The sequence below is a fragment of the Pseudoalteromonas sp. CO348 genome (genome assembly GCF_004208845.1).
Classification (GTDB): domain Bacteria; phylum Pseudomonadota; class Gammaproteobacteria; order Enterobacterales; family Alteromonadaceae; genus Pseudoalteromonas; species Pseudoalteromonas maricaloris.
This window is the reverse complement of sequence record NZ_SGPI01000042.1, coordinates 62,308-76,144: the sequence shown is the minus strand read 5'-3', so window position 1 is coordinate 76,144 and position 13,837 is coordinate 62,308. Positions and strand designations below refer to the sequence as shown.

Annotated in this window: 9 protein-coding genes; 1 reads left to right on the top strand and 8 read right to left on the bottom strand. The window is 43.4% G+C overall.

Translation table 11 applies throughout. The annotated features are described in order from the left end of the window. Positions 1-218: 218 nt before the first annotated feature. From EXT48_RS23405 to EXT48_RS23385, 5 genes are all read right to left on the bottom strand, one after another. On the bottom strand, positions 219-1,358 hold the full coding sequence (locus EXT48_RS23405) for a DUF1570 domain-containing protein (protein ID WP_130166013.1): 1,140 nt from the start codon (positions 1,356-1,358) through the stop codon (positions 219-221). A gap of 126 nt (positions 1,359-1,484) precedes the next feature. Further along, on the bottom strand, positions 1,485-1,838 hold the full coding sequence (locus EXT48_RS23400) for a hypothetical protein (protein ID WP_130166012.1): 354 nt from the start codon (positions 1,836-1,838) through the stop codon (positions 1,485-1,487). A gap of 479 nt (positions 1,839-2,317) precedes the next feature. Further along, positions 2,318-2,632 (bottom strand): hypothetical protein, encoded by a 315-nt coding sequence (locus EXT48_RS23395; protein WP_069021981.1) that lies wholly within the window; start codon positions 2,630-2,632, stop codon positions 2,318-2,320. 346 nt (positions 2,633-2,978) lie between these two features. Continuing rightward, the gene (locus EXT48_RS23390) at positions 2,979-3,206 is read right to left on the bottom strand and encodes a bifunctional 2-polyprenyl-6-hydroxyphenol methylase/3-demethylubiquinol 3-O-methyltransferase UbiG (RefSeq protein WP_165384141.1); all 228 of its coding nucleotides are present in this window, start codon (positions 3,204-3,206) and stop codon (positions 2,979-2,981) included. 545 nt (positions 3,207-3,751) lie between these two features. After that, positions 3,752-5,698, bottom strand: coding sequence for a BNR-4 repeat-containing protein (locus EXT48_RS23385; protein ID WP_165384140.1), 1,947 nt, complete (start codon positions 5,696-5,698; stop codon positions 3,752-3,754). A 169-nt stretch (positions 5,699-5,867) separates the two neighbouring features. On the opposite strand from EXT48_RS23385, the gene dgt reads away from it, so the two are divergent. Continuing rightward, positions 5,868-7,391 (top strand): dGTPase, encoded by a 1,524-nt coding sequence (dgt, locus tag EXT48_RS23380; RefSeq protein ID WP_130166009.1) that lies wholly within the window; start codon positions 5,868-5,870, stop codon positions 7,389-7,391. 228 nt (positions 7,392-7,619) lie between these two features. Here dgt and EXT48_RS23375 read toward each other — a convergent pair whose 3' ends face one another. The 3 genes from EXT48_RS23375 to EXT48_RS23365 all read right to left on the bottom strand — a co-directional run bounded on the left by EXT48_RS23375 (position 7,620) and on the right by EXT48_RS23365 (position 13,746). After that, a complete protein-coding gene (locus tag EXT48_RS23375; RefSeq protein WP_130166008.1) occupies positions 7,620-10,001 on the bottom strand; it encodes a TonB-dependent receptor in 2,382 nt (793 codons plus the stop codon). A 386-nt stretch (positions 10,002-10,387) separates the two neighbouring features. Next, on the bottom strand, positions 10,388-12,133 hold the full coding sequence (locus tag EXT48_RS23370) for a methyl-accepting chemotaxis protein (protein WP_130166007.1): 1,746 nt from the start codon (positions 12,131-12,133) through the stop codon (positions 10,388-10,390). A gap of 236 nt (positions 12,134-12,369) precedes the next feature. Next, entirely contained in the window at positions 12,370-13,746 is a 1,377-nt protein-coding gene (locus EXT48_RS23365; RefSeq protein WP_039491772.1) for a glycerophosphodiester phosphodiesterase family protein, read from the bottom strand. Positions 13,747-13,837: the final 91 nt, after the last annotated feature.

The following is a 13,837-nucleotide window of genomic DNA, read 5'->3' as shown; positions in this document are numbered from 1 at the left end:
CTCCTTATTTGGTAAAAGTGTTTTGCAATATCTTTATACCGTACTCTCCCGTTAAGGGGGAGGAGTCCATACATCTCCCACCACACTAGCCACCACTGATAGGAGCCGCTTCACGCGGCGATCTCTTCATAAAACATCGAGGAATAAATCCGCATTCACCACACTCCCCCCGTTGGGGGGAGCCGCTTTACGCGGCGATCTTTGCGTCAAACTCAGGATCACAACCTTTGCGGTTCTACTGGGCTCTGTATAAAGGCGGCGAATCTATCAACTATGTTTGGATAATGCACACGTAACAGAGCTTGTGACTCACGGTTACTCAAAGCACGACATCGCTCAGTTTGCTCTTGCAGCATCAACTTTTTCAAACTCAGTCTCCCAGTCGTGGTAGACATCAAAAAATGGATGGCCGCCCAACTACTTTTATACATCAGCTCAGAGTTGTAAGACTTCCACTTGGATTCTGCATTGATAAGCTCATAAGGCGATAACACTCGCCCTGTAATATAACCGCGATGTAATCTAGCTTGATTTGGTGCAACAGTGCCAACCTGCATCGTCACTTTTACGGTTTGAAAATAGCCTGCAAGTCCCTCATTTAACCAACGCGGCGTATATCCAATCACAGCCTGATTAATAGCGTGCACCGCTTCATGAACGGCGGTTTGCATCGTCGCATGATGATTTCTCTGCTCGACCAAAGCAAGGTTGTATCTACCCAAGTAGAGACCAACATTACCCTTTGGATTGCCACCATAGGATTTAATCACTCGCTCATATTCGTGCCGATTAGGTAGCACCTTGATCCTGAGCGTCACCTTTTGCATCGCCTCCAAGCCAACAATACTGGTATACCCTCTAAATACGGCATTCAATTTAGCGCTCAAGGTGTTTTTAAACTTTTCCGTGATATTTGGACCGGAGATATTGAGGTCAAAGAAATCAAGAGCACGATTACGCTCTGGCTGATAATGCTTAGCCGCAGAACTCGGTTTTTTATCCGAGTAATTCGTAATGCCTCTTTCATCAACCCAAGTGTATATCCCATTCTCAACTCGGTATTTGATTCCCTCAGCTTGCTGAGAAACACAGCGACCAAACTGTCTTAAACTCGTTTGATGGTCATAGGTATCCCCGTTTGGTGACTGAATTGAACTTGGTTGTTTGAACTTTTGCTCTGAAACCACAGGCGCATTATTTAATTCAGTTTTTTGGTTGCTTAGCATATTGGTTATTTGAGGCTGTATCTGAGTAAACCAAAACTCACGGCCATCAAAAAAGAGAAACAACAACACAGAAAACACAACTAAACAGGCCTTAAAAATAGCCTCCTTCCACTCGCTCCAAGCGCCCTTCATTCCTTGACCCTCAATCCTATTTTTTATTGAAATATCGTGATAGTGAGAATAACCAAGCTAGACTTCCGCAGTTAGAAGCCGCTTTACGCGACGATCTCTTGCACTCCATTACAGAGAACCAATCCCTCACACAACCTTTCGACGCTGCCAAACCCAGCAAAGCGCCAAAGCAAATACACCGCTTGCATAGGTCACATACAAAGGCACTGAGGTGTCGGCATCCTCAGCATACATAAACACACTCGACATCACCCAAGCTGCAACTGCACCAATCAACAGCCATACCGCCGCAGAATACAGCTTATAAACCGGCGCACTCACATAACCCGACAACACTACGCAAGCTGCTGCTACACCGCCTATCACCGGCTTCTTCCACCAGCCCGCATACTCCGCCAACATCCCAGCCAAGGTTGCTGACACGACAAAAGTCACGACGACGATTATGATAGACAGTAAAAATTTAAGGGCTTGGTTCATACTCTACCTTTCTAATTTGGTTCGCTAGGTAACTTGGAGACTAGACAATAATAAGGTAACTGACACAATGTATGAAATAAATTCGGTGATGGTAGAAAGACACAAAACTTTTATATGTTCGAAACTACTGTCTACAAAAGCTGCGATTAATTCAACCTCTCTATCTGTAAAAGTGTCAGGCTCTCGCCATTTCTTATATTAGGTTAATTCTCCTATTCCCACACTTTTGGCAAAAAACTGGTTTGTTAATCTATTCTCTAAGATAAACTTCGGTCTAGCCAGTTAAATCTGTGCTCCCATAGAATGGAAGTTCTAATCGAAGTGTGGAATGTACGCAAAGTCTAAATCGCATACAGGAACAAGCAAGCGGTGAGAAAGGTAGCTCTACGAGGTACTAATAAAATTGCAATAATAAAGGCCGCAAATGCGACCAAATACTTACTAAAGTGCGATCGGAGGACACAGTCACCGACAGGCTGTTAGTTGTTCACGCAAGTGACGGTTTCAAGCAGTTCATAACACTGGTTTTTTGAACCACTGTCTTTTTGAACCCACTTTGTGCCACCGTCATAACGTGCAAAAGTAGACTCATCTTCACCACATTTAGTGGTAAAACGAACCGCATCATCAAACCCGTTGATATGGCAATAACCATACGCATTGTATGCACTTGCCCATACATCAAGCTTTACCGTGCTATTTGCATACACGCTTACATCGTGTAATACCACTTCGGCAGCCACAGAAGAAAACGCACACGTGCTCAATGCCGCAGCAATAATCAGCTTTTTCATTTCATAATCCTTTTACTTATTTTTAGAGTTTGGTTAGTGGGCAATTTGTTACCCACATTGATGATAAAATGTTCTGATTTAAATTTTGCTGCATAAATATGAATAAAAAGTTACTTACATTTTCTGCTCACCGCCATTCTCGCTACTATTTTATGCACACTTTGCTATGCTGCTAATATATACAGGAGCATCCCTATTTGAACGAAACATACAACACGCCATGAGGTTTAAGCGCGTATTATAACTTCACAAAAATATTCGACAGGTCTTTCTCTGCAACATGTAAAAGGCTGGCACAAGCCAAAATACCATCAAAAGCAGCAATATCTTGTATCTCTTCAAAGAATTAGTGTCTCACTGGTTGGCCTAGTTGTGTAGCGGCAATCTTCACTAGCTTTTCGCACGCATCCATTGCGCTGACTTCATAGCCAAGTTGTTTGAACGCGACAGCGTCGCTGCCACTGCCACAACCAGCGTCCAAAATGTGAATAAGACGTTTCTCACACTTTGGTAATTCAAGAAGAAACTCCTGATAAAGCGGTTGCATGTCACCATTGAAACTCTGCAAATTCACATTTGCTGTCCGTTGCCAACGTGATGCCATAGTAAAGCTGATCTTACTAATCTAAACGGTTAGATAAACGCTCAAACACATAAAGATCCTGTTCGTGAGCGGTTACTTCATCCTTAACCGCTGTATATATTCATTTGAAATTAGATGTAAACGAATGCTGAGAGTATTAAACCCGAAAATCCATAATTTTTGTAGTGATTTACGTCAAATTCCGATGTTTTTGCCACTAAAGTGTTGGATATTTTTTGCCAGACTATTAACACAATGATTAAACCAACCCCACAAAAATAACAAATATAGATGAGCTCGCCTATTACAATGCATTACAACTATTTTTATCACTTTGCTGGCTTGAATGGTGTTTTTGTGTGTTAGGGGTCTAAATATTTTGTAAAAGCTAGCTGAAGTGCGTTAATACATTTAGGTTCGCGCTGTTCTGTTTATGCTGCAATTTCAATATTTACAACTAGCAACATACCAATCACAGATTATGGAAATAAAAAGGCCGCGACTCAAGCATCACGGCCTCAGGAAAATAGCAGGTTCTAATTACAATTTCTGAAAACGTACTGTGTTGGACAGCTCAGTTTCTTTTTACTTCCAAAGTTACCATTCAGTTGAACTTGGCGACCATTTTTGCCAGAGAGCACTAAATCAACAAGCTTGTCGGTTCCGCTTTGAGCCCAAAAATAAACTGGCTCAGCTCCCGTTATCGACTTCGCATCGTGGATTTTACGAATATAGTTGGCTTCTTTTGGATCTGTGTAATGCTGAGCGCCCAAATAACTCCAAGCTTGAATACCTTGGGTTGACTTGAGGTTGCTATTATACAAATGAACCTTTCCGCCAGCTAAGCTATCGCCACTTGACATAGGGAAAGCAATTTCACTATACCCACTGTTATTTTCTGTACGAATCGCGCCCGAAGAATATGCGTGATCAGCCCAACAATCTGATGCATTGTAGCAACCTACATAGGATTTATTACCTTGTTGATCTATCACAAGCGTGCGGATCATTTTTCTCGATTCAGACGCGGTCTTAGGAACAAAACCGTGGATCCCGTCAGTCTCGTTAACTAACACCTTTAACGAGGTGACTTGCTTTCGGTCGTTGACGGTAATATCCAGATCTTTAACGTAAATGCGCTTAACTATAGTGGTTGTATATGGGTTATAACCATCAACAAGATCGACGTTATTGTCTGGTTGATACAGCAAGGCCTGGTTTAGCTTGTTAAAGCTATTAATATACTCATTATAAAAAGTATCAATTAAGCGCTGCCCATTGCGGTTATACCAAGTTCTTCCGTTATCACTGGAGTACATAAAATACAGATTTGTTCGGTTATCATTCGGGTAATGGCGAAGTTGGCCTCCTCCATCCTTGCCTCGAGCATAACAGTCTGCTGTTGAAAAGCCATTAATGGTACAGCGATCGGGTACGTGCACGTTAAATGCGACCGCGATAACACCATCTTTTTCTGTACTAACAGCATAATGTCCAAAACTCAGCTTATCATCCAGTGCAACTAGTTTTTTACTAGGCTTAACAGCAACTTGTTGGGTGCTCGCATTAGTTGGCGCAACTTCCGTAAAATAAAGCTGCCGACGGGCATCCTGTCGAAACTTGTCTCTCATAGCCGTTGTTGTTTGGATGTAACGAGTATTCAATAGTACAAATTTATCCTCTACCCACCAGGCTTGCGGATAAGTAAAGCCAAGGTAGTGACAAGAAGCGTTGCTATCTGGACAGTTGTGCTCTCTATCTAGGGCACTACCTAATTCATTCTCAGCGTGAACAAGTTCGAATGCGCCTACATTACCATCTCTTAATAAATCGGTTTTCAAAGTTGAACGATAGATTAATCCGCCACGATTGGAGTTGCGGCCTGAAATAAATACGTAAACATAGCCTTTATCATCCATATTGATGACTCCCGTATCGTGGAAGTCACTGGTTTCTTTCACATGGACTATAACAGGCTCCTTAATCTCACCAGTTTTATAGTTATAGGCACCAACAGCAATAACTAAGCGTTCGTAGTTTTTATTCGGTGGCATATTAGCTACAGCGCAATCGGAATGCGCACCATTGATAACGTAATAAGTCCAATCACCACGTTGTATTGCCATTGGTGCAGCTTTCGCAGAGCCCGTCGAAGACGGGCCTGAATACTTTGATACATTGACGCCACCAACTAAAAATAGTTGATTATCTAGGCTATACCAACTACCACGTAGTAGCTTTCTATTTAATCCTCCAGCCAAGTTCAAGTAATTGTACTGTGACAGCTCATCACGAAAGTTATTAGCGTAATTACTATGGGAGTCATCTTGATAGTTTAAGTTTACTTGTTCATAACGACATTTGCCGTGTTTATTGAAGTTGTAAAGATCTGAGTAGCCTTTACTTGAATCGACAGCAAAGCTAGAAAATGCAGGGGAAAGTAAAATTCCGGCTAGCAGCGCTTTTTTCACATTTGTATTCATTGTCATTCCTTTAGTTGAATTAGCTAGTCCCTATAATGAAACTAGAAACCAATTTAATAACAAAGAAAACAAAAATACAACATTGCCATTTGAATAGTTTGGACGGTTTACAACTTTTCCACATTCACCTACATTGAAAATGTAGCTTGAGTCTCAACAGGAAAGTGGCATGCACTTTAAAAATAAAATAACAAACGAGCGTTCTTACAATACCGGTGGCAGTGAGGCGAGTAGCCTTGAGAGCGACCGTGGGCGTATTATCAACAGTGCTGCGCTTAGACGGCTGCAACAAAAAACTCAGGTGTTTCCACTGGAGCGTAATGCGGCGGTGCGTTCGCGCTTAACGCACTCGCTTGAGGTGCAACAAAACGGCCGTTACATTGCTAAAAAAATTGTTGATGCGCTGGTGCAGCAAGGTAGACAAGATTTGCTGCAATATGAAGATAAAAACGGCCAGCAAGTGGATTTGTCTGAGTGTTTGGTCACCTTGTCTGAAATGGCCTGTTTGATGCACGATATTGGTAACCCTGCATTTGGTCACTTTGGCGAGGCCGCTATCAATGATTGGTTTAAACGCTATTTGAACCAGCATCAACAGTTTGCAAAAAGTGCTCGGGCGGCGCTTAGGTATGGCTCAAAGGAGAGCAAGGCGTCTGATCTGGCGGTGCTGAATCAAGAAATGGAGTTACTGCTCGATATTTGTAGTTTTGAGGGTAACGCCCAAGCCATTCGCGTTATTCATACGCTTTCTCGGCTTAACCTTACCTATTCACAATGTGCCACTGTGATGAAATATACCCGCTGCGCGACCACACCTAAATCAACCGTAGCCATTGATAAGTCTTATCTGCAAAAGAAAGCAGGATACTATTTTAGTGAAAGTGGTTTTATCAGTGAGCTGTGCGACAAATTGCAGATCCAAGTGGGTAATCGCCATCCTGTGACTTATATCATGGAAGCGGCTGACGATATTGCTTATTGCCTTGCTGATATGGAAGACGCTGTAGAAAAAGGCATTATTAGCGTAGATGAGTTAACGGGCTGTTTAATAGAGGAATATCAAAATATCGCCGCTGGATTTGGGATCACCGATGACAAGCTGTTAGAGCTTATGAGTAAAAAGCTGCACTATGCCAATGACAAAGCCAGCAAGCATATGGCGAATTTTGATAATGAATTTTTTATTTGGCTCCGCGTGGGGCTGTTGCACCCGCTTGCAGAACATGCCAAAACGCGTTTTATCGATAATATTGATGCAATCTACGAAGGGAGTTTTAATGCTTCGTTACTGGAAGATAATAGCCACCTTCACGCTATTGTAAAGTCGTTGAAAACAGTGGCGGCCAACAAGGTGTTTTCGAATAAAGAAGTAGAGCAGTTGGAGCTTCAAGGCTACAAGATCACCAGCAGCATATTGAATGAATATAAGCGAGTGCTTGACTTAGACGCTGATGAATTTAACGCAGCATTAAATGGCGACCATGACTTTGCGATAGAGTCGCGATTGATTAATCGGATTTCCAAAAAGTATGTTGCGGTATACCGCGAAACGGTCGCGAAGCTTAGTGAGGCTGAGCAAGCCGAGCCGATATTTGAGTTTTATTATCGCTGCCGTCTTATTCAAGATTTTATTAGCGGTATGACTGACCAGTTTGCTTATGATATGTATCGTGCGTTGACCGCGTTGGATTGAGGTTTAGGAAATGTTCGCGCGTCTTGTTGAAAAGATCGCCGCGTGAAGCGGCTCCTACCAGCGGTGATATTTGGGCAATTATCTAGCGGCAGTGTTGTGTGATGGGAGTGGGTTTACTCCGCGATCTTGATGAAAAGATCGCCGCGTCCTGCACAAGTGGCAATAAAGAAGGAGGTGCAAATTGCACCTCCTTTGAGTTTTGCAATCTAGTAGTACTTTACATGGATATTAAAACGTCACGTTTACACCAAACCAAATATTGCGGGCTTTGTCTTTTACGTTGTAGTCGTCGCTAAATACGACTTCACTTACCACACCACGGCCGCTTAGGTATTCGTATTTACCATCGCCGTTTAAGTCGTTGTAATCTGTGCTATAAGACGTAAAGTCTTCATCTAATAAGTTATTGATACGCGCAAACACAGTAACATTGTCGTTAAAGGTGTATTTAGCACCTAAGTGCAGTAGGTTGTAGTTTTTGTAGTACATGGCTTTGTCTAGGTTGTTATCCCAGCCACGGTAACGATCAGAGCGCATTTCAGCATTTAGCGTTAGTGAAAACTCGTCCGTTACTTGCCAGTTTACCGTGGCATTTGCCATGTGCTCAGCGGTATTGGTTAGTGGTTGACCTTCTTGAGGGCCACTCTTTTGCTCGCTGTCAGTCCAGGTGTAGTTTGCGTAAAGTGAAATTGTATCGGTGAACTGGTAACGGCCTGCAAGCTCAATACCTTGGATCTCAACTTTGTCGATATTGATTTTTTGGCTATAAGTATCGTAACCAAGCTCGTCGTATACACCCAAATTCACGCATGGTTTTGCACCATTGGTTGCAGAGCAGCTCTTGATGGTGTCACCACGGGCGATTTTATCGTCAAACTCCGTTGAGAAGTAAGTGATATTAAAATTGTGGTTCTCTGTTGGGTGCGTCCAATACAATGCAACTTCGTTGTTTACACTGGTTTCTGGTTCAAGATCTGGGTTACCTGCAAACGGTGACGTACCTTGACCACCAAAGCCGGTGATACCATTGTATAAGTCAGTCGTTTGTGGCGTTTTATAACCTGTGCTGATCCCGCCTTTTACTGTCCAATCGTCAGACAGCTCGTATACACCGTATAGGCGCGGAGAAAGTTGGCTACCAAATACATCGTGGTTATCGTGACGGACACCCACTGTAACTGTTAGCGGATCGCTTAAGTACCAGTTATCTTCTACAAATAGCGAGTACATTTGGTGTTCCTGAACGCCTTGATCAACGCCAGACTCCATACCAAATACGCCATCTTGCAATTCACCGTCAACCCACTGGCCGCCCACAACAAACACGTGATCGCCAAGTAAATCGTCAACAGGAATATCCACTCGCGCGTCTAACGTATATTGGTTGCTGTTCAGTGTACGCTTTGGACGTGGTAAGAATGTGCTTTCAGCAAGCGCTTTACGTTCTGCTTCTTCCATATCGGCATATTTACCACTGCCATCGTACATGGCTTGTAGTAGTTTACGCTCTGCAACAGAGAGTGGCATAGTACGGCCATTGTTATCGGTATCAACAAACGCCAATGACACAAAGGTTTCAATATCACCAAACGTACCTTGATGCGTTAGTGACCACCAGCTTCGGTCAAATTCTTGATCCGCCGCATAACCTGCACGTGGATTTACCACACCGCGACGGTCTTGCCAGATTGATTCGATGTTGTCTTTGGTGCCAAGCGGATAGGTAATTTTGCCCGACTCAACGTCGTAGTTTGGTGTATTATCGTACTCTTGATTTGAGATATCATAATCAAAAGTAACAGTGTGGTTGTCGTTTGACGTGAATACAAACGTCGCACCAAGTTGCGTATTAGTGTTATCAACCGTTCTACCACCACTACCAAAACCAAGTTCACGATGATGCAGTTCACCATTTGGATCGATTGCAGGTGAAAACTCAGGGTTCGATGCTTGACGCTCATAAATGCTACCGCGAGCAGAAAAGTTGAGTAAACCTTTAACCAAAGGTCCATAGATACTAAAGTCAGTGGTAATGTCATCACCAAACTGGTCGTTTGTTTGTAGGCTTCGGCCAAAATCGATGCTGCCAGTCCATTCATCTACTGACTTTTTAGTAATAATGTTGATTACGCCGCCCATCGCATCTGCGCCGTAAAGTGTAGAAGCTGGCCCCCTAATGACTTCAATTCGCTCAATGGCACTTTTAGGTGGAATATGGTTAAACGCGTTACCACCAAAGTTATTTGGGTAGATATCACCGTGGTTGTTTTGACGCTTACCGTCGATAAGAAGCAGCGTATATTCACCTGTTAAACCGCGCATACTCACGCTGCCTTGCCCGGTTTTATCTCGAGTTGTGCCAATGTCCACGCCTTCTTGGTACTTCACGGCATCGAGCAAAGTCGTATAGGACTGAGCTTGAATGTCTTCAGCAGTGATCACTGAAATACTCGCTGGTGCTTCTGGTATTTTTTGCTCAAAGCCAGTCGCAGTTACCACGATGCGCTCCATGTCCGGCTGCGCTTTTACCGAATCAGCAAAAGCAACTGGACTAAGGGCAGAAAGCACCAAAGCAGAAAGTACACCACGTTTAAAAGGCGTGTTTGTCATTGTTAATATCCCAAAATTTATTGCATTAAAGTAAATTTTGGCGCGTACTCTAAATGGAAACTGAACAAAAGTCAAAAATATTGATAATTAATCTCATTTGCATTTTTGATTTAGATCATATTTAAGGGACGTTGTAGGTTTATTGATTTTTCTTGGTCTTGCTCATGGAGAGATCGCCGCGTAAAGCGGCGGTCATTAGAGATAGAAGTGCGGGTAAACCCACACCTACCAAATACCCCCTTGGTAGGAGCTGCTTTATGCAGCGATAATTAGAGATAAAATCGTGGAGTAAATCCTCTCCTACCACATATTCAACCCCTTGGTGGGAGGCGCTTTATGCGGCGATCAGTAAAGAAGAGACCACCGCGTAAAGCGCTTGCTACAAGCTAAACAGTAAATTCCCTTGCATTGTCGTTGAGGCGATGACTGGTTTGCTCTAACTGCTCAACAATGGCCATAAACTCATTCATCCGCTTAATTGCTTCTTTGGAAATATCGCTCAGGCCATTGATATTGGTGTTAATGTCTTCGGTTACCGATAACTGCTCCTGTGAGGCGGTGGCGACACCTTGAGTCAAGTCTTTGATTTTGCTCACCGCTTCAAAGATACTATCGAGCACTTCGGAAGATACCATCACCTGCTCTTCCGTCGCTTGCACTTGGTGCTGGCTTTGCTGAATGGCTGTATTCGCACTCCCCGCTTTGGTTTGCAGCTGGTTGATGATATCGCGAATTTCTTCGGTGGATTTTTGGGTTCTTTGTGCAAGGGTCCGTACCTCATCTGCAACAACAGCAAAACCACGGCCTTGCTCTCCCGCCCTCGCCGCTTCGATGGCTGCATTTAATGCAAGCAGGTTAGTTTGCTCTGCGATAGCTTGGATCACGCTCACTACATTTGACACTTGGTCACTTTGCTCAGTCAACTCAGAGATAATATTCGCAGTTTCGTCAAAGCGCACTGACAAATCACTAAACTGCTGACTGGTTTGCGACATCACTTCCATCCCCCGCCGTGCTTCAAGTTCAACCTGATTGGCATAATCTGCGGTACTCACTGTACTGGACGTGACCTCATTGAGTGTTGCGGTCATTTCTTCCGCAGCCGTGGCGATGGTTTCAAGACGGGCATTTTGTTCTTCGCTTATCTCTTTATTACTGCGAATAAAATGCGCCACTTCTTTGGAAGATTGTGACATCGCGCCACCTGCTGAGCCGATATTCGTGACTGTATTTTTAAAGCTATTGAGCATACGGTTTACGATATTGGCCACCGCTTTAATCTCTGTAGCGCCGCTTTCGTCTACCGTTTTTCTAAGATCGTTTGAACTACCTATCTCTTCAAAAGTTCTACCAAGTAACTCTATCGGTTTCACAATACGACGACGAACTAAATACACGCCGAATAAGCTGAAACATACGGTTATTACTAACATCACCATAGCCCACAACACATAAGACTCTACAGCACTGTGGGCCTGTACAACATTTTGTTTAGTACGGTTTTCAAGTTCAGTAAAAAACGATTCAACTGGCTTCATGATGTTGGCTTTATAGCGATGATAATCATCACTGTGAGTAAGCTTAACCGCTTTGTTCAAATCGGGCTCGCCTTGAATGGTGTACTTACCAGCACTATCTTTAAACTTACCTTTTACGGCGTTCATGGCTTCGACTTCTAATGCAACAAGGCCATCGGAATTGGCTTGTGCCTCACTTAAGTAGTTGAGCTCCTTTTGGCTAAAGCCCGCCTCTTTCATGGCATCGAGTAATACTTCTCGCTGACCGTCTGGTTTTGGTTTCTCACCATAGTTAAGCACCAGATCCCAATAAATTTTATGGTAGCCTTCAGGCCTAGGCTTGTCGCCATTACGAATTGCTAATACATCCATATACATCTTTTCGTATTTATCGTTGCCAGTTACCGCATAGGTTCTGCCTAAGCGCGTTAAATCGTCGGAGCTTTGTCTTAATTCGTCGGCCAGTTGATAGGCTTTATAGCGGTTGTCAGCCATTCGTTCAAAATCAAGCAAGGCGTTGTACATGTTAACAACCAATAAGGTAACGATGACGACAAAAACAATAATGCCACCGAAGATAGTGGTCATGAGGATACGGATAGAGTTTAACTTCATGATTCTAGCCTTTATTGAAGCGTTCACAATAAAGACTAGTGCAGGGGTTGAGATTCTTCTAGCATAGAATTAGGAACAAACAGAGTTGACAAAGTAACAGTGAGAACCAAATCAAAAGATCGCGGGGTAAACCCGTTCCTACAACACACTCAAACCCTTGGTAGGAGCCGCTTTAAGCGGCGATCATTAAAGACAAGATCGCGGAGTAAATCCGCCCCTACCACAATAAACACCGCTTAAATACTGGCAGGCATGCCCATGCAGCTTGCATAATAGGTGGTCGTTGCTGGCCAATCAGAGAATACGCCGATTACGCCAACCTCTTTGGCTAATACATCTAGCACTTTAAAAGTATCGCCATCATTATCTATCATCGCCTCACCTGACAGACTGCCGTTGATGCTTTGATAGTACCAACCACCGCCGCTGGCTAGGTGACCAGAGCGCTCTAGTGTCCAAGTGATGATCTCAAGCCCTGCTGCTTTTGCAGCTTTGGCATAAGGTGAGGGTACGATTTCCCCTCCTTCTTCGGTTAATAACATCCACAGAGGTGGTGCGATAATGTTAACACCATCCGCAGCAAGCTCTTCCATCGTTGGTGACAGTAGCTCTGGGTTATGCACGATTTGCTCTGCTGATACCATAGTTTCATTGTCTACCGCTTGCGCTTCGTATCTGTCGTCCAAATACACTGCCTGTGCGCCAAACTCTGGATTTTCTTTTATCCAATAAACGACATCGTCACGATTAAATGACTGCGCCCAGACATTTTTTGGATCTACATTTGCAGCTTTATATTCGTCGATCATTTTTTGTGCGTAGGCTTCTTGTGTAAAACCGTCAAAAGGCATAGCGACTGACGGAGTCTTCAGCTCTGGCGTCATTTTCACGCCTAAACTTTTAAATAACTCAATACTCTGGGCATGGGTCATTAAAGTGCCACGGCTCGAATATAAATCGGTGCGCCAATTTGCCGTGCCATCCATATACTCCTCTACGGTTGTGGCCATTGAGTTTGCGGCATCCATTTTACCTTTTAATGTCTTAAACTCAGCCAAAGTAATGTCGCTGGTACAACACATAGCTTGGGCTGCAATTCCATTTTCAGGATCGCCTGGTACAAATGGGGTTGTACATTTTTGGCCTAAATCCGTTGCTAAAATATTTGTTGTAGTGTGTAAATCACATTGTGAGTGGCGACAAACCAGCTCTTTGTCTTTGGTAAAGGCAACGTCACACTCTAAAATCCCAGCACCCATTTTAGCCGCCGCAATATAAGATTCTTTGGTGTGTTCAGGAAACTGCATTGGCGCACCACGGTGTCCAATTGAAAAGTCTGTTTTATAAAAAGGCCCGTTAGCACACTGCTCAAGCTTGGTTTTGAGTGCACTGTCTTCCATATCTTGAATCAAGAAATCAGGACGTGTGCCCACTTGCATGGCACTTGCGCTACCTGCTGGCACTTCCACAATTACCGGAACTTCAACGACTTTTATTTCAGTCTCCGTTGTGATCACCGGCTTTTCAACCTGTACAACCTCCACAGAATCATCATCACATGCACTCAGTAATAATGCAGCTACGATCGCAGAACAAACGCTTATCTTATTCATTGTATTACCATTATTATTTTAAAGAAGGCTTACGCTAGAGGCTTTGCATTACGATTACGGGAACAAATCATGATTTTTTTGTTACATCTTT

What these genes read in the sequence shown, in the direction of transcription:
- EXT48_RS23405 (WP_130166013.1), bottom strand. Translation starts at nt 1,358, where the DNA reads ATGAAGGGCGCTTGGAGCGAGTGGAAGGAGGCTATTTTTAAGGCCTGT.
- EXT48_RS23400 (WP_130166012.1), bottom strand. Translation starts at nt 1,838, where the DNA reads ATGAACCAAGCCCTTAAATTTTTACTGTCTATCATAATCGTCGTCGTG.
- EXT48_RS23395 (WP_069021981.1), bottom strand. Translation starts at nt 2,632, where the DNA reads ATGAAAAAGCTGATTATTGCTGCGGCATTGAGCACGTGTGCGTTTTCT.
- EXT48_RS23385 (WP_165384140.1), bottom strand. Translation starts at nt 5,698, where the DNA reads ATGAATACAAATGTGAAAAAAGCGCTGCTAGCCGGAATTTTACTTTCC.
- dgt (WP_130166009.1), top strand. Translation starts at nt 5,868, where the DNA reads ATGCACTTTAAAAATAAAATAACAAACGAGCGTTCTTACAATACCGGT.
- EXT48_RS23375 (WP_130166008.1), bottom strand. Translation starts at nt 10,001, where the DNA reads ATGACAAACACGCCTTTTAAACGTGGTGTACTTTCTGCTTTGGTGCTT.
- EXT48_RS23370 (WP_130166007.1), bottom strand. Translation starts at nt 12,133, where the DNA reads ATGAAGTTAAACTCTATCCGTATCCTCATGACCACTATCTTCGGTGGC.
- EXT48_RS23365 (WP_039491772.1), bottom strand. Translation starts at nt 13,746, where the DNA reads ATGAATAAGATAAGCGTTTGTTCTGCGATCGTAGCTGCATTATTACTG.